The sequence below is a fragment of the Nocardiopsis metallicus genome (assembly GCF_014201115.1).
GTDB classification, from domain to species: Bacteria; Actinomycetota; Actinomycetes; order Streptosporangiales; family Streptosporangiaceae; genus Nocardiopsis; species Nocardiopsis metallicus.
This window is the reverse complement of sequence record NZ_JACHDO010000001.1, coordinates 19,407-41,692: the sequence shown is the minus strand read 5'-3', so window position 1 is coordinate 41,692 and position 22,286 is coordinate 19,407. Positions and strand designations below refer to the sequence as shown.

The 22,286-nt window shown below is 66.0% G+C and carries 14 protein-coding genes; 11 read left to right on the top strand and 3 right to left on the bottom strand.

Going from position 1 to position 22,286, the window contains the following annotated elements:
* Positions 1 to 8 precede the first annotated feature (8 nt).
* The 6 genes from HNR07_RS00155 to HNR07_RS35365 are packed head-to-tail and all read left to right on the top strand — an operon-like array spanning position 9 to position 5,369.
* On the top strand, positions 9 to 827 hold the full coding sequence (locus HNR07_RS00155) for a phosphotransferase (protein ID WP_184360254.1): 819 nt from the start codon (positions 9 to 11) through the stop codon (positions 825 to 827).
* A complete protein-coding gene (locus HNR07_RS00150) occupies positions 824 to 1,528 on the top strand; it encodes a histidine phosphatase family protein (RefSeq protein WP_184360251.1) in 705 nt (234 codons plus the stop codon). The genes HNR07_RS00155 and HNR07_RS00150 overlap by 4 nt, the downstream gene beginning before the upstream one ends.
* Positions 1,521 to 2,813, top strand: a complete 1,293-nt coding sequence (serS, locus tag HNR07_RS00145) for a serine--tRNA ligase (protein WP_184360248.1) — start codon at positions 1,521 to 1,523, stop codon at positions 2,811 to 2,813. Before HNR07_RS00150 ends, serS begins: the two co-directional genes overlap by 8 nt.
* A 3-nt stretch (positions 2,814 to 2,816) precedes the next feature.
* Positions 2,817 to 3,836 (top strand): glycosyltransferase, encoded by a 1,020-nt coding sequence (locus tag HNR07_RS00140; protein ID WP_184360245.1) that lies wholly within the window; start codon positions 2,817 to 2,819, stop codon positions 3,834 to 3,836.
* Positions 3,833 to 4,897 (top strand): hypothetical protein, encoded by a 1,065-nt coding sequence (locus HNR07_RS00135; protein WP_184360241.1) that lies wholly within the window; start codon positions 3,833 to 3,835, stop codon positions 4,895 to 4,897. The genes HNR07_RS00140 and HNR07_RS00135 overlap by 4 nt, the downstream gene beginning before the upstream one ends.
* Positions 4,898 to 4,946: 49 nt before the next feature.
* On the top strand, positions 4,947 to 5,369 hold the full coding sequence (locus HNR07_RS35365) for an NUDIX hydrolase (protein WP_184360237.1): 423 nt from the start codon (positions 4,947 to 4,949) through the stop codon (positions 5,367 to 5,369).
* 100 nt (positions 5,370 to 5,469) lie between these two features.
* Here the strand turns inward: HNR07_RS35365 and HNR07_RS34225 are convergent, their stop codons facing one another.
* A complete protein-coding gene (locus tag HNR07_RS34225) occupies positions 5,470 to 5,919 on the bottom strand; it encodes a type ISP restriction/modification enzyme (RefSeq protein WP_246420009.1) in 450 nt (149 codons plus the stop codon).
* Between HNR07_RS34225 and tnpC the strand changes: the two genes are divergently transcribed.
* Positions 5,909 to 7,408, top strand: coding sequence for an IS66 family transposase (tnpC, locus tag HNR07_RS00120; protein ID WP_221318653.1), 1,500 nt, complete (start codon positions 5,909 to 5,911; stop codon positions 7,406 to 7,408). The genes HNR07_RS34225 and tnpC overlap by 11 nt on opposite strands.
* 4 nt (positions 7,409 to 7,412) lie before the next feature.
* On the opposite strand, the gene HNR07_RS00115 is transcribed toward tnpC, so the two are convergent.
* Positions 7,413 to 11,936, bottom strand: coding sequence for a DEAD/DEAH box helicase (locus HNR07_RS00115; RefSeq protein WP_312893490.1), 4,524 nt, complete (start codon positions 11,934 to 11,936; stop codon positions 7,413 to 7,415).
* Between the two features lie 252 nt (positions 11,937 to 12,188).
* Here HNR07_RS00115 and HNR07_RS00110 point away from each other — a divergent pair, with 252 nt between their 5' ends.
* The 4 genes from HNR07_RS00110 to HNR07_RS00095 all read left to right on the top strand — a co-directional run bounded on the left by HNR07_RS00110 (position 12,189) and on the right by HNR07_RS00095 (position 19,533).
* Entirely contained in the window at positions 12,189 to 13,433 is a 1,245-nt protein-coding gene (locus tag HNR07_RS00110) for a metallophosphoesterase family protein (protein ID WP_184360228.1), read from the top strand.
* The gene (locus tag HNR07_RS00105; protein WP_184360225.1) at positions 13,430 to 17,110 is read left to right on the top strand and encodes an ATP-binding protein; all 3,681 of its coding nucleotides are present in this window, start codon (positions 13,430 to 13,432) and stop codon (positions 17,108 to 17,110) included. Before HNR07_RS00110 ends, HNR07_RS00105 begins: the two co-directional genes overlap by 4 nt.
* A gap of 537 nt (positions 17,111 to 17,647) precedes the next feature.
* Positions 17,648 to 18,376, top strand: coding sequence for an NUDIX hydrolase (locus HNR07_RS00100; RefSeq protein ID WP_184360222.1), 729 nt, complete (start codon positions 17,648 to 17,650; stop codon positions 18,374 to 18,376).
* On the top strand, positions 18,373 to 19,533 hold the full coding sequence (locus HNR07_RS00095) for a 5'-methylthioadenosine/S-adenosylhomocysteine nucleosidase family protein (protein ID WP_184360219.1): 1,161 nt from the start codon (positions 18,373 to 18,375) through the stop codon (positions 19,531 to 19,533). The genes HNR07_RS00100 and HNR07_RS00095 overlap by 4 nt, the downstream gene beginning before the upstream one ends.
* Before the next feature lie 1,062 nt (positions 19,534 to 20,595).
* Here HNR07_RS00095 and HNR07_RS00090 read toward each other — a convergent pair.
* Positions 20,596 to 22,263, bottom strand: a complete 1,668-nt coding sequence (locus HNR07_RS00090) for an IS4 family transposase (RefSeq protein WP_184360216.1) — start codon at positions 22,261 to 22,263, stop codon at positions 20,596 to 20,598.
* Between the last annotated feature and the right edge of the window lie 23 nt (positions 22,264 to 22,286).

Genomic DNA, 22,286 nt, shown 5'->3' with positions numbered 1-22,286 from the left:
CAGCGGCAATGACGAACGCGGGCCACACATGGAAACTCACCCCCACTGATTACCACGATGCCGGACACGCATCCGTCCTGGTGATTGCCGAATCCGGTGGCGACAGGCGTGTCCTGCTCAAGGGGTGGCCCGACCCCGAGCGCTGTGTCCGGGAGGTCGCGGCACTGCGCCTGTGGAGTGACATACCTGCGGCTCGGGTGCTGGAGGTCGACGAGGAACAGTCCATCGCCGCCCTGTCACTCGTGGGCGGGAGACCCGGAGGCGGTCGGCGCGGTTCGGACGACATCCGGCAGGTCGCCGGGGTCATCCAGGCCGCACACGACCGAGGGCGTGCCCTTGAAGAACAACCGGGATTCCCAGAGCTGTCCGCCTACCTGGATGAAGAGGTCCGTCCCAGAGTCGCCCACCGGATGGATTCCCTGACGCCGGTCGCTACCGGTCCACTGCTCCGGGCCGGGTGGCGGGCGCTTGAATCCCTCACCCAGGCAGGGCATCGGCGGACGGTCCTGCACGGGGACCTCTACCGGGAGAACACCGCCTGCGATGGGCGCGGCCGCCCCCACCTCCTCGATCCGCTGCCGATGTACGGCGACGCGGCCTACGACTGGGCTTTCTGGACCGTGTACTACCACCTCGGGCAGGGGACGGAAGAGCGTCTGGCCCTGGCGTCCCGCATATCGGGCATAGGGCGCACAGAGCTGCGGTCCTGGTCTCTGGCGCTCTGCCTGCACGGCCTCCTCTACTACCGGGAAGTCGCCGACAGCAGGCACCCGACGATGGAGAGGGTCATGCGCTCCCTCATCCCAGCAGGGGAGGACGCCCCGTGAGCACCTGCTTCGTCCGACACGGTCGCACCCCTTACAGCGCCCGATACCTGGTCAACGGCGATCCGGGGGTTCCGGTGCTCCTGGACGACGAGGGCGCCCTGTGTGCCCGCAGGAGCCGCCCCCTGGTTCGTGAGATGGGCGTGCGCGCCTGCTGGACCAGTTCGTTTCCCAGGACACGGCAGACAGCGGACCTGCTCCTGGAGGAGATCAGTTGTCCCCGCTCCGTGGATGCGCGCTTGGACGAACCGGACTACGGAATGTTCGAAGGGCGCCCCTTCCTGGAGTACGCCTCCTGGTTGAGGGAACACGGCCCCACAGCGCGTCCGCCCGGTTCCCGTGAGTCCCAACACGAGGCCCTGCTGCGCATGCTCGAAGGATGTGCGGCTCTGCCCGCAGTCGCCGCGCCGCGCATAGTCGTGGCGCACGGCTTCCTGCTGTCAGCACTGGACTGGTGCCGTTCCCGGCGCCCCCAGGACGAGCTCCCGCTCTTCCTGCCCGAAGCTCCGTACTTGGAACCACTCGTCGTTTCGGACCGATGCCTCCTCGAATGGGTGGAGTTCCTGACCGGGGAAGTCCGCCGCGGTTCCGGTTCCAGCGAAGGCAGGGGCGCCCCGCCGATATCGTCAGAGGACCACCGCACTGTCCTTCGCCTACCCCGGCCAGTGCGCACACCTCTGGAGGAGAACGAGTTCGATGCATGACGCCCGCGCACTGATCGACCTGGGTACTGAAGCCGTCCGCACACTCGCCCGCCGCGGCTACTCCCTGGACCTGTCCTCTCTCGAGGAACTCCAGTCGCGACGCGTCCAGAGCATCCGTTCCGCCGAGGAGATGCGCGCCGAGGCCAAGCGGGTCGCCAAGGAGGTACAGCGCACCGCCAAGGAGGGCGGTGACATCAGCGACCTCAAGGAGCACGCCCGCAAGCTCAAGGAACAGATCCGCGAGGTCGAGGCCGATCAGGAAGTGATCCAGAAGGAACTGGACGAGTTCCTCCTGGGAATCCCGAACCTCCCCCTCGAAGAGACCCCCGACGGGAACTCCGAGGAGTTCGCCACCGAGATCCGCAAGGTCGGCACCCCGCAGGCGTTCTCGTTCACCCCGAAGGACCACGTGGACCTCGGCGAGGCCCTGGGGATCTTCGACTTCGCGCGCGCCACCAAGCTCTCCGGCCCGCGCTTCACCGTCACCCGGGGCGTCGGCGCCGAACTCGAGCGCGCCCTGGCCTCGCTCTTCCTGGCCATCCACACCCGCCGCCACGGCTACGTGGAGCACGGTGTCCCGTTCCTGGTCACCCCGGCCACCATGACCGGCACCGGCCAGCTGCCCAAGTTCGAGGAGGACCTGTTCAAGACCGGTGTGGCTGACCGGCCCCTGTACCTCATCCCCACGGCTGAGGTGCCCCTGACCAACCTGTATGCCGACGAGATCATCCCGGCCAAGGAACTCCCGCTCGCGTTGACGGCGCACACGCCCTGTTTCCGCTCCGAGGCCGGTTCCTACGGCCGCGACACCCGAGGCGTCCTGCGACAGCACCAGTTCGCCAAGGTCGAGATGGTACGCCTGTGCGCGGCAGAAGACTCCCAGAAGGAGCTGGACGCGATGGTCGGGCACGCCGAGGCGTGCCTGAAGGAACTCGGCCTGGCCTACCGCGTCATCCTGCTCCCCGCCGGCGACATGGGCTTCTCCGCCCAGATGACCTACGACATCGAGGTGTGGCTGCCCAGCCAGGACACCTACCGTGAGGTCTCCTCGGTCTCGGACTGCGGAACCTTCCAGGCCCGGCGGGCCAACATCCGCACCCGCGACGCCGACGGCAAGACCACCCCGGTGGCCACCCTCAACGGATCCGGCCTGCCCATCGGCCGCACCCTGGCCGCCCTGTTGGAACAGAACCAGCAGGAGGACGGCTCCATCGTGCTTCCCGAAGCACTGACCCCCTACCTCGGATACCGCCGTATCTCGGCGGACGGCACCCCCCAGGAGTAACTATTGCTCGTCGGCGTCTGCGACTTCCCCGGAACCTACGCCTTCCCACCCCACGGATACGGCGGAATCGAACGGTGGCTGTGGGCCACCGCACTCGGAGCCCGGGCCGCGGGCGCCGACGTCCATCTCCTCGGCCCAGCCTGGCGGGACGACCTCCAACCGGACTGGAAACGCCACCCGGTCCGGTTGGAAGACCTCAGCGCCGGGTCAACAGCCCTCAAGGCACTTCAGGACTCCCGTTACGATCTGCTCGTCGTGGGTCACGAGTACCCCTCGCTTCCAGCCTGGCGCGAGAGGGCCGACCTCCTCGGCAGCGACATCGCCACCTTCCAGCACTCACCGTTGTTTCGGCACAGCGATGAGGCCTTCGACGGTCTCAACCGCAGGCTCTACTGCTACTCCCAGCAGATGGTCGACCGCTACCGCGCGCACGAGCCGATCCAGGAACTGGCCGTGCACGCCGGGTTGGGTGAACTGGAACCGGAATCCGCGCGTGGGGACGGGCTGGTCTGGGTGGGCCGGGTGGACGAGCAGAAGAGCCCGCACATCGCGATCAGGGCCGCTCAACTTCTCGGCAGGCGTATCCGCGTGGTCGGTCCGGTCTTCGACCGCGAGTACACCGACCGGCACCGGCGGCTGTTCTCCGCCGACCACATCGAGTGGGCGGGCGAACTCGGCGGCTCAGCGAAGACCCATGCCTTCAGAGATGCCGAGACCTTCGTCTACACCTACTCCCGTGACTACGTGGAGGCCGGAGCCGCTGTCTTCGGGGAGTCACTGCGCGCGGGCACGCCCATCGCGGCACTGGCCTGGAGCCACGGCACCTGTGTGGAGGCGGCGCTCTGCGAACAGACCGGCAGCCAGACGGTGCTTGATCCGTCCGTGGACGACGAGACCGCCGCCCAGAGTCTGGCTGAGGCGATCGAGAAAGCGTCCGAACTGCCGCACCGGCGGGTTCAGGAGGTCGGTCTCAACCGTTTCGACGCCAGGCGGCACTTCAAGGCCCTCGCGGGGACACCGTGACCGAAGGCCCGGACCCCCGGCTCATCCCCCGGCACCTCCGCCGCGCGCTGGGACCCAACTGGGAGGTCGAGACCGAGGGAACGCGGCTGCTGGTTCGGCATAGTCACAGGCACTCCCCCTTCGTTCCCGCACGCAGGTCCCTGCTGTGGGAGGTGCTCCTTGCGAAGATCGAGAACGCTTACGCGGCGCAGGGGGTCGAGCGCGCGGGATGTCTACCGTTGCGGTGGGGCCGGGACACGGATCTGGTCGTCTCCGCTGTGCAGGCTCTCGACCCGCTGCTCAAGGACGGGATCGGCCTCACCCACCGCCGAGGCTTCCTTCCGCAGCCGGTCGTACGTTTCACCGGCCGCAGAGACGCCCGTGGACGACTGCTCGACGGTTTCCTGACCTCCTTCGTCAACGTCTCCCATGTGCGCCCGATCAACGACGTCACTGAGTACGCCGAGGCCTTCGACGGCTGGCTGTCTGTGCTCTCGCGAGTGGGCTTGCATGCCCGGCACGTCACGTTGAGCGGGGACCTGAAGGTGTGGCATCGCCGAGAGGTCGCGGGCATCACGCTCCGATTCCACCACGCGGGCCTCGGGCTTGGGGACATCGTCTTGTTGTGGAATAGGGACGATCCCCGGTGCATGGCTATCGATCTCGGATCCGGGTTGGAGAGACTGGCCTGGGCCCGGACACGCCAGCCCTGGTCGGAACTGGTCCACGGCCGGTTCAGCCGTCATGCGGACTCGGGGACACTGGATGCGGTGCGCTCGGCGACGCTGCTCCTCGGACACGGGATCGCCCCGTCCTCGCAAGGTGCCGGGGCTGCAGTGCGGCGCCTCACCCAGTCCATTCCACCAGCCACGGCGCCGTTCGGGCTGAGCTCGCTCTGCCGCGCCTACCACCGGTATTGGGAGACCTTCGCCCCGATGAAGCTCGGCTGGCCCCAGGTGACCACACTGCTGGAGCGCGAAGTGTCCCGGGGACACGTTGCTGTTCCGCGGCCGAGAGTCGAGACCCGTCGAGGAGCGGACGCCGAGCGACAAGACCCAGAGCTGTCCCCGGTCCAAGACTGAGTCCAAGTCTGACGCACAGAACCTCACGCCTTCGGAAGCGAGCCCTACCGTGTACGACACCCCCTACATCCCGCGCACGTTCCCCGTCTCGGTCAAGGGCGTCGTCATCCTCGACGACAGGGTGCTGCTATTGCGCAATGAGCGCGATGAGTGGGAGCTGCCCGGCGGCAAGATCGAGATCGGGGAAACTCCCGAGGAGTGTCTGGCCCGGGAGATTGAGGAGGAGACGGGCTGGCCCGTGCAGGTAGCTGGCATCCTCGACTCGTGGATTTACCACATCACCCAGGTCGACCGGCACGTCTTCATCGTCACTTACGGGTGCCGCGTCGACTCCCGGGCCCCGGTCGTGGTCTCCAGCGAACACAAGGAGGCCGGGCTGTTCACCGAAGCCGAGGTGCCCGGCCTGCCGATGCCGCAGGGTTACAAACGTTCGATCGAATCATGGTTCACACAACAGCGCGCGCATACCTGAAAAGGACCTCCGCGCTCTCAAAAAGCGGCGTCTGGGGCAAAGCTACGGTGTGGTCTGCCTGCGGTGGCCACTCGGCCACCGCAGGCACTCTCTGGAACGACTAATTCTTGAGAATCTCCAGCTCGGGCAGCCCTTCCACGATGTCCACCGTCTCCAGGCTCACCGTAACGATCCGGCCCAGGAGATCGATGATGTAACGAGGGTCGTCCGACCAGTCGTTGGGGTCGTTGACGATGCCGCTGTCCTTGTTGGTCTTGACCTGGTAGCGATCGATGATCCACTCGATCGCCGAACGAGCACCCAACTGGTACCGGTAGGCCCGCTCCGGGATCCCGGAGATAGTCACCCGGCTGTTATAGATGATCGCGGACCGATCCTCTTTGCTCTGGAACTTCATTTTCTGGACCCGATACAGCTCAGCCGGAGGTGTGGGAGTGGGACCGGTGACCTTCTCCTCCAACACGTACGGCTGGACGCTCTCGTACCGTAAGCATTCAGTTGCTGGGTTCGCCTGACAGGGCGACACTGGACCAGGCACGATGTCCACCATGCCGTCGGGACTGGAGACCGCCTCGCGTGAGGACCTGCTCGCGCTGATCGGTGTGCTCCACGAACAAAACACCGCCCTGCGCCAGCACCTGGCCCAGCAGACCGAAGAGATCACCCGCCTCAAGGCCGAGAACGAACAGCTCCGAGCCGACAACGCGCGTCTGACCACCCGGGTCGCGCAGCTCGAACGCCGCCTGGGACGCAACTCCGGCAACTCCTCCCTGCCACCCTCCTCGGACCTGTTCGACAAGCCCGAACGCGCACCCGCCAAGAAGAGCGCCCGCAAACGCGGACGCCAACCAGGCGCTGAAGGCTTCGGACTGCCTATGGTCGAAAACCCCGACCAGGTCCACGACCATCTGCCCGCCACCTGCACCGGGTGCCACGCCGAGCTGGACCCGGCCTCCTCCATTGGCTACCAGCGCCGTCAGGTCCGCGACATCCCCCTGGTCACGGTGCAGGTGAGTGAGCACCGCGCCCACACCTGCGCGTGCCAGTGCGGAAGCATCACCCAAGCAGCGATGCCCCAGGAACTGGCCGCCTCCCCTTCCTCCTACGGCCCCCACCTGCGCACCCTGGCCGTCTACCTGCTCGTGTTCCAGCACATCCCGGTGGAGCGCACCGCACAGCTCATCAACGACCTGACCGGCGCGAAGGTCTCCACCGGATGGGTGTCGCATCTACTGGGCGAGGCCCATGCTCTGGTCAGCGACAGCCTCAACCTGATCCGGGCGTTGCTCACCCTGGCCCACGTGCTGCACGCCGATGAGACCACCACCCGCATCAAGGACCAACGGTGCTGGTTGCATGTGGCCTGCAACGAGCACCTGACCCTGCTGGGTCTAGCTCCGCGTTCACGAGCCGGGGCGAACACGTTGGGGGTACTGCCGGGCTTTACCGGCACCCTGGTGCACGACTCCTTGGCCTTGTACTCGGGTTACACGTGCGCCCACCAGCTGTGCGGGGCGCACCTGATCCGCGAGCTCACCGCTGCCGAACAGGACCACCCCGGCCAGCACTGGCACCGTCAGATCCGGTCCGCGCTGGCCACCTTGGCCCGCGAGGCGGGGCGTGTGCGCTGCGGCCAGGCCGAGCACATCCCCGCCGGGGTGCTCCTGGCCCAAGGGGAGTTGTTCCACCACGGCATCGCGGTCGGGCTGTCCTGCCATCCCCGGGCCCAAGGAAGGAAGCAATCACCGGCCCGCAACCTGCTCGAGCGTCTGCGGGAGCGGGCCGAGCAGGTGTTGGGCTTCTCCGACCGGCCCCACCTGGTGCCCTTCACCAACAACCTCGCCGAAAGAGCGCTCAGACCCCTCAAGACCCAGGTGAAGATCTCCGGTTGCCACCAGTCCCGTCAGGGGGCGGCGGCCTGGCTCGGGGTGCGTTCCTACATCGACTCGGCCCGCAAGCACGGGGTGAGCGCGTTCGAAGCGCTGCGCCGGGCGTTCACCGGACAGTTGTGGATGCCGCCCATCCCCGCCTCCGCCTGACCAGCTAAGGCCATCTACCCTCCGCAGTCCCCAACGCCTTCTGAATGCTTACCTCGTACCCGATGTGGATCTTGGAGAGCTTGCGCCCGGCCTCGGCGAATTCGTGGAAGCCCGCGACCTTGGGAATTCTGGGAAGGGACTTCTTCAGGTCCGCCGCGAACTGCGCTCGGTAGTCCGGGGAGTGGAGAAGGCCATAGACGTAGAAGAAGATGTCGCCCTTGGTGACCTCAGGCCCGTAGGTCTGGCGGTAGTCCGCGAGAGCCTTGTCGGTGATGTTGTCGACCCGTTCCCAGCCGGGCTCCTCACCGCCGCTGAAGAGGTCGTCCCCGTTTCCGGTCTCCCGATAGGTGTAGCGAGCAAAGAACTGGCCACCACTACCAGCGCCCGTGACGTGCAGATCAGGTAGGGCGTCCGTCATGAGAACAGAGAAGGGGACCGCTGAGCCACTACCCACGTTGTAGAACCCGAAGTTCTCCAGCTCGGGCTCAGGGAACATCGGCGGAAGCTGATAAGTGCGCTCGTTCAGCTTGCGGTTGAAGTAGACCAGCTGCTTGTTGAATGGACGGTAGGTCCCAGTGGTGATCGAGTCAGGTTCGAGTACGTATTTCTCGCCCTTGAGAAGTCGGCTCTTGTCAGCGGTATTCCAGCTGATCCGCTCGGAATCATAGCTAATGAACGACGTGACGTCCTGTACTGAGCGCGCTGAAGAGTCCAGAGTCTTCGTGTGCTTCTTGAAGGAATCGACCTGCGAGTTATAGAAGTCGACCATGCGACTCACGTTCTGGCGCAGGCTGGCGTCGTCGTAGTTGTAGACCCAGGCGTCACGGTTGGTCTTCAAACCATTGCTGTACAGGGAGAAGACCCCCCGGTCGCTATCCCGATCGCCGATCGCCCGGAACGTCGGGAACCTCGGGTCCCGCTGATTAATCCAGTCACCCTCGGCGCTTGGGGTGATCACCTGCCAGGCGATCGTGTCCAGGCCGCTCGCGTCCACGATTTTGAGCTTCTGCTCACGGGTCAGACAGTCACCGATGTCCCGGTACAGCAACTCACAACCGTCCGACTTGCTGCCGTCCTTCACCAGGATCAGAATGGCCACCGTACTCCGGCTTCCCGAGCCGAAGACGTTGCCTGATTCCTGTTGGCGTTGAATCCCAGAAGTGCGGGCATTGCCGCGCAGGTTGAAGCAGTAGATGGTGTCGAATTCCTCGGCCAGGCTCTTGCGCAGACCATCGGCAGTGTTCCCGTCGATGTATCCGCCGTTGGAGACGTAGGCGATGACCCCGGTGTCATTGATCCGATCAGAAGCCCAACGAATCGCCCGAATGTAGGAGTCGTACAGTGAGTTCTTGTTCTGGGCACTGGAACGCGCCGCATAGGTGTCCGTGATACGACCATCCAGCACCCTGTACTTCTGGTTCTGGTTGTTGTCGTTCTGACTCGTCTGCCCCGACGAGTACGGCGGGTTACCAATCACCACCCGCAGATCCTGACCCTGCTGCCGCTCAGCCCGCTCGCTGTTCTCACCCAGCATGCTGCTCTTGACCGCCGCACCCCGGTCCTCTGCCAGCTGGAAGGTGTCCGTCAGCACGATCCCCTCGAACGGGGTGTAATCACCCTCGTACCGCTCGTGGAAAGCAGCCTCGATGTTGACCGCCGCGATGTAGTACGCCAACAGCACGATTTCATTCGCGTGCAGTTCCTGGGTGTACTTGCGGAGCAGGTCCTCCTGCTTGATCAGCCCCGACTGCAACAGCCGCACCACGAACGTGCCCGTCCCCGTGAACGGGTCGATGACGTGCACGCCCTCCCCGGACAGCGTCTGATTGAAGTGCTTGTACAGCGCCTGGTTGGTCGCCCGCAGGATGAAATCGACCACCTCCACCGGGGTGTACACGATCCCGAAGGCCTCGGCGGTCTTGGGCAGAGCCGTCTTGAAGAACTTCTCGTACAGCTCCGTGATGATTCGCTGGCGGCCCTCGTGGTTGTCGATGCCCTCCGCGCGCGTGCGCACCGAGGCGTAGAAGCCCTCCAGGGTCTGCGCCTCACTGCCGATCGACTCGTCCTCCAGCACCTGGAGGATTCCGTCCATGGCCACCGACACCGGGTTCTGCTTGGAGAACGCGTAGTCGCCGAACAGCGCGTCGAACACCGGCTTGGTGATCATGTGCTGGGCGAGCATGTCGATCGCGGACCCGTGCGTCACGCCCGGGTTCAGGTTGGCGCGCAGCTCGACGACGAACCGGGCGAAGGCCTTCCCCTTGTCCGAGGCCGGATCGGCGATCGCCACCTTGATCCGGGAGACGTGCCGTTCGGCGATCTGCGCGATGTCCTTCGCCCAGTCCTCCCAGTAGTGGCGCTCTCCGACCTTCTCCACGATCCGGGTGTAGACGGCCTCCTGGAGCTCTTCCACATCCCAGGAGAGCATGGTCTGCTGGAACTGCCCCGCGGTGTCACTCTCCGCCTGACCCTCGACGCCCTCACGGGTACCGTCGAAGTCCTCGGCACCGACCGCGCCCACCATGATGTTGCCGGGCTTCTTTTTGTTGAAGTCGATCTGGTTGACGGTGGCGTTGAACCGGTCGTCGTGAGCACGCAGTGCCTGGAGCACCTGCCAGACCACCTTGTAGCGCTGGTTGTCCCTCAGCGCTTCCTCCGGCTTCTGGTTGCTGGGGATGCCCACCGGAAGGATGATGTAGCCGAAGTCCTTGCCGTCAGCCTTGCGCATCACTCGACCCACGGACTGGACCACGTCCACCACCGAGTTACGCGGGTTCAGGAACAGCACGGCGTCCAGGTCGGGGACGTCCACGCCCTCGGACAGGCAGCGGGCGTTCGACAGGATCCGGCAGTTGCCCTCGCCCGGGTCGGCCTTCAGCCAGTCAAGCAGCCGGTTGCGTTCCATCGCGTTAAAACCGCCGTCGACATGCTCGACCTCGCAACGCAGTCGGGGTTCCTTCCGGTCGTCCCGGTCCTTGTTGACAGCGTCCACGACCGTGGTGAAACGGCTCTTGATGCTCTTGGAGTCGGCGATGTTACGTGCGAAGGCCACCGCGCGCTGCATGGGAGCCTCACCGGGCTCGAAACCCTGCCCCTCCGGTGTCTTGCCTGCCCGCTTGGCCAAGCCGTTCCAGCAACCGATGATGCGCGCGGCGTCATCGATGTTGAGCTCGCCGTCGTGGGCCATCTGCTCCTGGAGGGAGACGGACAGGAAGTCTTCGTCGATGTTGAGGATCAGGACCTTGTAGTCGGTGAGGAGGCCCTTCTCCACGGCCTCGCCGAAGCCCAGTCGGTGGAATTCGGGGCCGTAGAGGTCCTCGTTGTCCATGGAGCACAGGACGGCGTCCTTGGCTTTGGCCGCGGACTGGGTGTCCTCGTTGAACAGGCGCGGGGTGGCGGTCATGTACAGGCGCAGGTCGGCCCGCAGGTAGTTGTTGTCGTGCACCTTGACGAAGTGTGACTCGTTTGCCCCGGCCAGGGTCACCCCGGTGGTGCGGTGCGCCTCATCGCAGACGACCAGGTCGAAGTCGGCCAGACCGGCCTTCTGCGCTTCGTGGATGGTCTGGATGGACTGGTAGGTGGAGAAGACCACCTGGAGGGCACCATTCGCCGGGGCCCGGGTGGTAACTCCCGCGACGGATTCGACCTGCTCCACCAGCTTGGTCGCGTTCGTGGTGGCGGGCAGGATCAAGTCCTGGGAGCCCAGGTCCTGGAAGTCGTCCGCCTGGTTCTTCTTGCTGACCTTGGTGTCCGAGCAGACGGCGAAGCTGCGCAGCGGCACCTGGCACTGGGCCGACCACTCGCGCAGGGTCTGGGACAGCAGGGAGATCGAGGGCACCAGGAACAGCACCCGGGTGGGCTCCCCGTCCTTCTCCGCAGCCTGTTCCCCGGCGAGCCGTTCGGCGATCTTCAGCGAGGTGAAGGTCTTGCCGGTACCGCAGGCCATGATGAGCTTGCCGCGGCTGTGCGCGGTGAACCCGTCGAAGACCGCGTCGATCGCCGTGACCTGGTGCGGGCGAGGTTCCTTGGGCGGGGTGCGGTGCAGGTCCCAGGAACCCTCGACCTCGGCGGCGGCCAGCGGGAGGGCGAAGGACCAGTCGATGGGGCTCGCATCGATCTCGCTAAGGCCGACCACGCTGACCGGGATCTGCTGCTGGTTGCCGACGTCCTTGGCGTTCACCCCCCACTTGTCCGTGGTGGAGATGATGAGCCGCTCGGTGAAGGGGGATTTGCCGGAGGCGCTGAAGAAAGAGTCGATGTCGGGCTTCTGCACGGTGTGCTGCGGCTCGTAGAACTTGCACTGGATGGCGCAGTAGCCGCCGTCGACGGTCTTGGCGACCAGGTCGATCCCGACGTCCTTCTTGTTGTCCGCGGTCCCCGGCCACTCGCCCCAGGACCACACCTGTGTGAAGTGCTGCGCGTACAGCGGGTCCTGGGTCAGGTAGGCGACCATCAGCTTTTCGAAGCGAATGCCGCGCTCGTGGTTCGTGGTCGAGTGCTGGCGGATGGAGTCGATGATGTCATGCACTGAAGTCGCCACTGCGCCTGATGTCCCACTTCCGTCGGCAGCGCTTGGTGCGCCGCGTCTTCTGCCCGCTGGAGCCTGCTGTCTGAACTCGGGGATCAGCCTAACCGGGACTCTGGAACCCGGACCCCGGAATCCGGGTTTGCAACGGTCTCTGGTAGCCCCGGACAGCCCCGAGGATTACCAGGGAAACCGGCGTGGAGGGAGTGATTCCTGTGCAAACCTGGAACTCACTCCCCGAGAAGGCGAGGTTCCATGAAACTCCTCCACGCCGCCGATCTGCACATCGACAGCCCTCTACGCGGACTGGATCGCTACCCGGGCGCCCCCGCCGAGCAGCTGAGAAACGCCACCCGCAATGCTGTAGACAACCTCGTCACCCTGGCCCTGGAAGAGGAGGTCACCGCGGTCCTGCTGGCCGGGGACGTCTATGACGGCTCCTGGGACAACTACCGGACCGGCCTCTACTTCACGGAGCAGATGCACCGGCTGCGGGAGGCGGACATCCCGGTCTTCATGATCTCGGGCAACCACGACGCCGAGAACAAGATGACCAGGAAGCTGACGCTGCCCGACAACGTGTACCGCTTCTCACCGGACGGGCCGGAGAGGGAGATCCGCGAAGACCTGGGACTTGCCGTGCACGGGCAGAGCTTCGCCCAGAGGGACGTGCGTGACAACCTGGCCGCGGGGTACAAGGATGCGGCGCCCGGACTGTTCAATATCGGTCTGCTGCACACTGCTCTGGACGGCCGCCCCGGTCACAGCCGCTACGCGCCGTGCGACCTCAATCAGCTCGTCAACCACGGCTACGACTACTGGGCGCTGGGCCACATCCACAAGCGCGACGTCATGCACGAGAACGGCGTGCACGTGGTCTTTCCCGGCAACACCCAGGGACGGCACCCGGGTGAGACCGGTGACAAGGGCTGCACCCTGGTCACGGTCGACGGTTCGGGGAAAGTCGAACATCTGGAGCATCGCACCCTGGACAGTGCCGCCCGCTGGTATGAGGTGCGGGTGGACATGACCGGCGCCTACGACCGGGACGACGCCTACCGCCGGGTCGACGAGAAGCTTCGGAAGCAGGTCGGGGACCACTTCGTGGACGGCCGGGTGGACGCGGTGCGGGTGGTCGCCTTCGGTGCCTGTGAGGCGCACTCGGCCCTGCTGACTGGGCATGAGGAGTTCACCGCCGAGGTGCAGCAGATCAGTCAACAGCACTCGTCCGTATGGATCGAGAAGGTCCGGGTCAGGACCACTCGCCTCCGAGACGAGGTCGCCTCCGAGCAGCTGACCGAGCTCGTCGCCGATATCCGGGAGGAGACTGAGCGGCTGCACGCGACGCCCGAACAGGTCAGGGCGGTACTCACCAGCACTGGGCTTCAGAGCAAGCTCCCCGCCCAGGTCCGGAAGTCGTTCCAGGAGGAGGGCTGGACCGACCGGATCACCAACGAGGCCGCTGACCTGCTGATGGCGATGCTGGAGGAGAGCCGATGAGGTTCGAGCGCTTGGACCTGACCGCCTTCGGACCGTTCACCGATCTGGTCCTGGATCTGGGCGAACCCGGGGTCCACCTGGTCTACGGTCCCAACGAGGCCGGAAAGACGTCCGCGCTGGAGGCCACTCGGTCACTGTTGTACAACATCCCGCACCGGACCCCCTTCGGCTTCCTGCACGGCATGCCCAACCTCAGGTTGGGCGCGGTGTTGAGCGACGACGGCGGCGACACGCTGGAGTTGATCCGGCACAAACGGAACAAGAACCCCCTGACCAGGCCGGACGGATCGACTCTCCAAGAGGGGGTGCTCCAGAGCTTCCTCAACGGTGTTCCCGAGGAGGTCTTTGCTTCCGTTTTCACACTCACCCGCGAAGAGCTCTACAAAGGCGGCCAGAACCTGATCCGCGGTGAGGGTGACGTGGGGCAGGCCCTGTACTCGGCTCGGTCCGGACAGGACATGAACGCCGTCCTGGAACGCTTGGAAGAGCGCCAGAAAGCGCTATACCTGCGCAAGGGCTCCCTTCCGCAGCTGAACTCCGCCCTGGCCGAGCTGAAGGAGACCAGCGCCGCACGCGAATCCGCGTCGACGCTGACAGAAGATTTCATGCGTCTCAAGGCGAACGCACGGGAGGCTGACAAGCGGTTCAAAGAACTGGATGACCTGCTCAAGAATGCCGAGTCTGCTTCCCGGCACTGGGAGGCCCTGGCGACGGCCCTGCCCTCCCTACGGCTCCGCCGCCAGGCCTTGGCCGCCCTGCGGGAGATCGACAGCCAGGGACCGCTCGCTGGTTCGGACGCCGAGAAACGGCTGAACGCCCTGGAGAAGACCCTCGACCTGGGTGACCAGCAACAGCATCGACTGGAGAACACCCTTACCTCGCACAATGCCAAGCTGGCAGAGCTCCACGTCGATGACCGGCTGTTGGAGATCCGCGAGGAAGTCGAGGCCCTCGTTCGTTCGGTGGAGTCGATCGGCGAGGCCGCCCTGTCCCTGGACGCGCACACTCACGACAGGCGAGAGCACCGTGCCCGCGCGAAAAGTCTTCTGCGGCAGGTCAGGCCCGGGGACGAGCTCGGGGACACCGGGGTCTCACGGGTACCCGGACCGACCGCCGAGCGCCTGGTCGAGCTGGCCAAGCAGTATCCCGATCTGCGGATCCGGGCCGCGGACGCCCGCCGTCAGGTTGAGGAGAAGGACCGGGAACTGAGCCGTGGCAGCGAGGCCCTCGCACGGCTTTCCGAGGGTGAGGGCGAGGACGGAGAGGGGGACGCCCTCGGAGCCGCCGTCTCCGAGTATCCGGCCACTCTCGTCGCGGACCTCGGCAAGGCATACGAGGAGGCGGCGAAGCAGGCAGCGCGGTTCGACGCTTTGGCGGCCGAGCCCGGTTGGGGTTCCGATATCGAGGTGGCGGACCTCCTCTCGATTGCAGTCCCCGGCAGGGAGGAGGTCGCCGCGATGCAAGGCCGCTTCACCGAGCACCGCGCCGACCTGAAGAACCACCGGTCAGCCCGGACCAAGGCGGAACAGGCTCTGCGCCGTTCCCAGAACGAGCTGAACGCGCTGCGTACACAGGAAGACCCTCCCACGCTCGGCGAACTCCAGTCGGCCAGACAGGAACGGGACGCCCTGTGGGTACGGGTTCGGGAAGGGGGCGCGGACGCTGAACTCCTCCTGGATTTCCAGTCCTCCCTGGCGAAGGCCGACGGACTCGCTGACCGGTTGCGCGAATCCGCCGAGGCGGTCGCCAACCGTCTCACTCTGGAGAACCAGGTCCAGGAGCGGGAACAGAACCTGCGCGACCAGGAGGAGGACCTGGATGCACTCACGTCACTAGAAGCGGAGCTGGACCGGGAATGGGCCGCGCTGTGGCCCGCTGACGGGCCCGCCGCCCCGGCGCTGGAATCGGCTGGAGCGGCTTTGGACCGTCTCGAAAAGCTCCGTGCCCTGCACGACGGGCTCGGTGAACGACAGCGGACCCTGACCGCTTCGGAGGAAGCCGCCCTCGCTCTGAACGCTCAGCTCGTCGATCTGCTCATCGCCGCTGGTGTCGCGGTGGACGCCATGGACGCGGTGGACGTACAGCCGCGGACCGGCGCTACCGCGATCGTGGTCCTTCCCCAGCTCAAAGCGCTGGCCGAGGCGGAACTCGACCGACGCCGGCGGGCCGCCCAAGAGAAGACATCCGCGCAAGCCCTGGTCGACGCCGCGGTCAAGGACCTGGAGAAGCTACAGGTTGAGCAGGAAAGGGCAGAGGGGGAGAAAACCTCCTGGCAGCTGGAATGGGACCGGGTCACCACCGCAGCGGGCTTCGAATCAGGCTCGGACCCTGAGGAGGTACGAAGCGGTCTGGCTCTCCTGGAAGACGCCGCTGACGCGTGGGACAAGGCCCGCGCGGCCAAGGAAGCGGTCGACCGGGAGGAACAGCGAATCGCGGAGTTCGACCAACGTCTGACCGTGGTCTTCGACAGGTCCGGTCGCCCGCTGCCGCAGGAGCGCGCCGAACGCGCTCGCGCTCTGGAGGACCTGCACAAGGACACCGAGAAGAACCACGCAGCCGCTACGAAGCGTGACGATCTGGAGCAGACCATGGAGTCAGCCCGCTCCGAGCTCGAAGAAACGCTCGCCGAGCGGGATAGCGCGGACAAGAAGTTGGCTGCCCTTCTCAGCGAGACAGCGGTCTCCAGCACCACCGAATTGCGGAAGGCGATCGACCGAGCCCGCGATGCGGAGCAGGAACGCGAGCGTATCCGACAGGCGGAGAAACAGCTGGCCAAAATCGGTGAGATCGATGATCTCGAGGAACAGGTAAGGAACCTCAGCGACACCGAGATCGATGAGCACGCGGAGCAAGCCCGCGGAGAATTCGACGAGGTGAAACAGAAGCGGGACCAGGCGCATATCGCCCTCACCGAAGCCAACGGGAAGCTGGAACGGATCGACAGCACCGCCGAAGCCGCACGACTGGCCGAGCGGGAGGTCGCCCTCACGGAGCAGATCACCGACCAGTCCGAGGAGTACGTGCGGGTGACGCTGGCCAAGAAGATTCTGCTGGAGCGGATGGAAGAGTACCGCAAACGCCACCAGGGTCCGGTCCTGCGCAGAGCCGAGGACCTGTTCGCGTTCCTGACCCTCGGCGAGTTCACGCAGCTTTACCCGGACTTGGACGACAAGGGCGGCAACGTCCTGCGGGTGGTGCGCCGCGGCGGGCAGGTCGTGGAGATCACCGAGTTGAGCGAGGGTACCGCCGACCAGCTGTATCTGGCCCTGCGGTTGGCCTCGCTGGAACACTACGACGAGATCGGGCAGCCCATGCCGCTGGTGCTGGACGACGTGTTCATGACCTTCGACGACCAGCGTAGCGAGGCCGCGTTGAGGGTCCTGGACGAGATGTCCGACCGCTTTCAGATCGTGCTCTTTACCCACCACGCCCACCTCGGGAGACTGGCGGAGCGCGCCCTGCCGTCAGGCCGAGCCCACGTACACAACCTGCCCCGGTACACCCCACCGGTGCTTGGCAGCGCAGAGGACACCCTTCCAGACACGTCCACGAATGATGCGCCCAGGCGACACGATGCCGCGGAGCGGGGGGAAAGGATCTGTAAGAGCTGCGGAGAACAGTTCGCTCACACCGGGCGCGGACGCCCTCCCGTCCGCTGTCCGAAGTGCCGAGAGTGAGTGCACGCCGTTCCCCGGGGCGGCGCACCAAGTTCCCCGTGGTCCTTCGGACGGGAGATCATGAAAGGCCCATGTGGCCGAGGTTTCCTATCTGGTGCACCCGGAGGGTGCACACTGCCCGGTGGAACGCGGGACAACCCGGCACAACCGAGCACCCACCTCCCCCACTACCTGCGACTTCTCTTATCACCGCAGGTCAACCCACTCCCCCACCAGCGTTGATGTCCCGTCACTCACGCCCAGAAAAGTAAGCTTCTAACCAGCACGAACACGCAACCGCCAGGGGCTTTCATGTGTTCGGAGGGCCGTCAGGGAGTGTTCAAACGAACTCTGGCCCCGCTCTCGCCTACGCACTCGTGGAGTCGACCCGAAGCGTAGACCCGCAGGTCACAGAACCGAACCACATAGATCACTTGGAAACCATCAGGAACATGTGCCTCACAAGCTAATTACCGGCGCACCAGACAAAGTGCGACCACATGCACCAATTTCCAGGAATGCCTTTTTGTTGAACTGACAAGAAGCTAGGCTCGCCCCATGCCGAACCAGACCTGGCAACCACCTCCCGTACTGCTCACCGTCGACCTGGTGATCCTGACGCTGCGGTCATCGGCCCTGCACGTCCTGGTGATCGAAAGGGGCATCGAGCCCTACAAAGGTCACTGGGCGCTCCCCGGAGGCTTCATCGCCGACGCCGATGAGGACATCGTCGACGCGGCCCGAAGGGAACTCCGCGAAGAGGCGGACCTCGACGCGGCATCGCTGCACCTGGAGCAGTTGGGCACCTACGGACGCCCCGGCAGGGACCCGCGCGGACGCATCGTCTCCGTCGCCCACCTCGCTATCGCGCCAGGGCTACCGGAACCGGAACCGGGCACCGACGCATCGGCGGCCTCCTGGTGCCCCGTCGAGGAGTTCACCTCGGGTCGACGAGCTCTCGCCTTCGACCACCGACAGATCCTGGACGAAGGGCTGGAACGCGCCCGCACCAAGATCGAACACACTTCGCTGGCCACGGCTTTCTGCGACGAGACCTTCACCATCACCGAACTGCAACGCGTGTACGAAGCGGTGTGGGGATTCGAACTGGACCCGCGCAACTTCTACCGCAAGGTCCAAGCGGTACCCGGCTTCCTCACCCCTCTGGGCCCGGACCGCCGCGCCACCAGGGGGCGCCCTGCCCGACTGTTTCGAGCCGGACCTGAGCACCTACTGCGCCCACCGATGATGCGCCCCTTCCCCCCGACCCGGATCGAGACGGAATGACAAGCGGCAACCTCGTGGTGGTCCTGACCGCCCTGAACTTGGAATACGAGGCCGTACGCGAGCGCCTCACCTCCCCCGAGCTGTACCGGCACGCGCGGGGCACCCGGTTCGAGATCGGAACTCTGCCCGGCGGACGGGGGCGAGTGGTACTCGGACTCACCGGCAAGGGAAACCAGCCATCCGCGGTGCTGGCCGAGCGGGCCATCCAGGAGTTTTCCCCCGCCGCGCTGCTCTTCGTCGGTGTGGCCGGGGCCCTGTGGGACACACCCCCGCTGGGTGACGTGGTGGTGGCCACCCACGTGTACGCCTATCACGGTGGAACCGCCGAGGACGACGGGCTCAAGGCCCGCCCCCGGGTCTGGGAAGCAGCGCACGAGATCGGCCAGGTCGCAGCCCACCTGGCCAGGACCGGAACCTGGGCACCCCCCGATTCGGACCCGGATCACCCCCGCCCCCGGGCCCACCTGGGGGCCATCGCCGCCGGTGAGGTCGTGCAGAACTCCCGTGTCTCCCGCGAGGCCGAGTGGATCCGCCAGACCTACAACGACGCGGTGGCCATCGAGATGGAGGGCGCCGGCGTAGCCCAGGCCGGGCACCTGAGCGGCTCACCGGTGGCGATCGTGCGCGGGATTAGTGACCGGGCCGACGGCACCAAGGCCACCGAGTCGGACCGAAAGTGGCAACCGATCGCCGCGGCGAACGCCGCCGCCTTCGCCCTCGAACTCGCCACCGAACTCATCGAAGCGGAGCCCCCCACCATGCGTAGCGACAACGCGGCCCACGAGGGCGGCAGCAGTGGCAACGTCACCAACACAGCCCACGGCACCGTCGGTGTCCAGGCCGGACACGTCAGCGGCGGCACCTTCCACGTCTCGCTCGCCTCGTCCGAACCCGCCCCCGTCGATATCCCGGCCCGGCTTGCGGACCTGCGGGAGGAACTGGCCCGGGAACGTTCCAGTGGGCGTATCGACGAGGAGACCCACGAAGCGGCCTCGAACGAACTCGACATCGCAAGCAAGGGAATCGAGGAGGCCACGCCCCAAAGCAGGAAGACCTCGTTGCTGGCCCTGAAGCGGCTCACGGGGCTCCTAAGCGACCTGGCGTCGTTGGCCACCAAGGTAGCGTCACTGGTCACCGCGGTGAGGGGACTCTCATGAACGGACCCGAGACCGTCAACACCGCTGGCCCTCACTCCTTCGTGGGGGCGCAGGTCGGGCATATGCACAACTCCACAATCTATGTGGTGGGACCCGACGACCCGCCCGAGACGATCTACGAAGTGGGCTTGCGCTACCTCGACTCCGGGGTTCCGGGCAAGGCGCGTGAACATCTCGACCACGCCTACGCACGAGGCTTGGACAGCCCCGAGCTGCACCTCAACCGGGCCCTGGCCATCCTCAGCAAACGCTCCTACCGGGACCTGAACAAAAGGGACCGCGTCATCCTGAAAGAGCTGGAGCTGAGAACGGAGTCGATGAGCCGCGGTGAACACGAGCAGGATCTGGGCGTGGTCTTCGCGCTGCTCTCCTGTGTGGACGGCTCCGGCGGGGACTCCGAGACAGCTACGGGCCTCCTGCGAGCTCTCCCCCATGCGCGGCGCGCTCTGATCCTGCGTCATCTCGGCCTGGTCCTCACCGGTGGCATGAAGCAGAGCCTGTGGAACCAGATCCGAGGCAACGCCCACAAGGAACGCTTCGCCCATGACCGGCGCGAGCGCGTCTGGTCCTATTTCGCGCCCGATCCGGCCCCGGCCAGAGCCAGACATCCCAAGTCCGTGTCCATCAGCGGTTGGGAGGTCTTCGCAGGGATCATCCTTGCCGCGGTGACCCTGCCGCTCATCGCGCTCATCATGGGGAACGCCCTGGCCCACGGCGACTTCTCGTCCTTGATCTCCCTGCTCGCGATGCTGGTCCTGGGACCGGCCGCAGCGTGGGACCTTTGCTCGTGGCACCACCAACACCGTCGCAGGGTCGCCTTGGAACGCGACTACGGCTACCTGCGCTCCCCTTCTCCTCCACCCGAGGGTGGGTTCACCGATCGGGTGGATGAGGCGTTCGACCACTACTTCTTCACCTATGCCCCCGATCCGGCGCGCAGGGCAGCATGGTTGGAGGGGACCAAGGGCGTGCGCCGGTACCTCCGTGATGAGGTCGCTCGCACCTACCGGGAAACCGGAGTCAAGGCCGACCAGGTGCACTGGCTGATCCAATGCCGTTTAGTTAAGGGACAGGCTGAGCTGTCAACCCCGAACTCGCCCACCGTGGCGCCAGGGTGTAACGGCCTCGAGCGATCCGTTGCAGGAACCCTTCCTGGACCCACACGCCCATCTGCGTGGCCAGACTCCGGTAATGGGGATAACCCAAAGCCCGAGCCACCTCGATCGGGCTCCAACCTCGGTCTGGACCAGAACCCAACAGGCGCATCGTGCGCTCCTTGGACCCACCAGGGCGGATTCCAGGTGCCAGCGGTTGAGCTGCGGACTGTTTGGGGCCCACCACGGCCCCAGGCGCAGGGGCCAAGATCTCCAACTCCACTTTCTGCACCTGGTGGGTGGCGAGCGGCCGCTCGGGATCGGCGTAGCCGTAACGCAACTGAGGACACTTGACCTTGCGCGCGCTGATCCGAGCACGGCGGGCCGGGAGCAGGTTGTCCAACACCGCCTGAACGATGCTTCCGCCCCGGCCGGGATCGTCATCGTCGGGCAGCACCTGCTGGGCAGTGATGACCTGACATCGGGCGGTGTTCAGGGCAGTGGTGAACCCAGCCCGATCGGCGTGGGTGCCCGGCCGGGACTCCACCGCCTCGACCATGGCCATGCGCAGCGCTTGGTAGAGCGCCAACAGGGCCCACACCTCCTGCTCCAGGCCGACCGGGTCCTGGGAGCGCAACACGCGACGGTGCAGCAGGGTATGGCGCAGGGAGTAGAAGGCCGATTCGATCTCCCAGCGTTCGTGGTAGAGGGCCAGCAGCTGTGGGGCGGGGTCGGTGCGGTGGTCGAGCAGGGTGGTGGCCAGCCGGTACACGCCCCTGGCCTGCTGCCCGTCCTGGGTGGTGGCGGTGATGCGGGCTTCGATGACGCGGAGTTTGAGCCCGTCCAGGTGGGTGAGGTAGGAGCCGTCCGGTAGCAGGGTTTCCACCCGGGGGCGGCGGCGTGGGTGCAAACGGATCAGGAGTTGGGCTCCGGTGGTGGCGAGCTCGCCCAGGAAGGTGTTGCCTTGGTAGGCCTGGTCGGCCAGGACCAGCATCTGGGGGGTGAGCAGGCCCAGCAGGGGGCGGGCCTGGTCGGGTTCGCCGCTGGGGGCTCGGGTCAGGGTGGCTCCCAGCAGGGAGCGGGTGCCGGTCTCGCACAGGGTGGTGATCTGCAGGCGGGGGTAGCCTTCCACGCCTTGCTGGTAGTGGATTTTGCGGAGCCAGGTGAGGTTGCGTTCGCTGTCAGGGGCTTTGATCGAGTGGCAGGCGTCAAAGGCCACGGTGCGCCAGTGCCGGTAGCGGGTGCCGGGGGTCGCGGGTTGGGCCAAAGGAACCGCGAGGGTCTCGAAGAGGGTTTTGAACGGGCCGGCTCCCAAACGTCGGCGTAGGTGGCTGAGGGCGGATTGGCTGGGGCGGGGCACGGGTAGGCCGTGCAGGCCTGCGACGAGGGTGTCCCAGACGCGGGCGTATCCCAGGTGGGGGAACAGGGTGAGGGCGAGCACGAAGTAGACGCCGACCCGTGAGGGCAGGCGGCGTAGTCGTTGTTGCTGGGTGCGGGTGTGTTCCAGGGCGGCGTCGATGAGGTCGAAGGGGAGGTAGCGGGTGAGCTCGCCCAGGTGGCCGGGGGCGTAGATTCCAGCGGCCACGGTGATCGTGCGGGTGGCAGAGGTTGTGGTGGTGGCATACTGGTCGGGCAACGGGGCCTCCGGGCGCAGGTGGA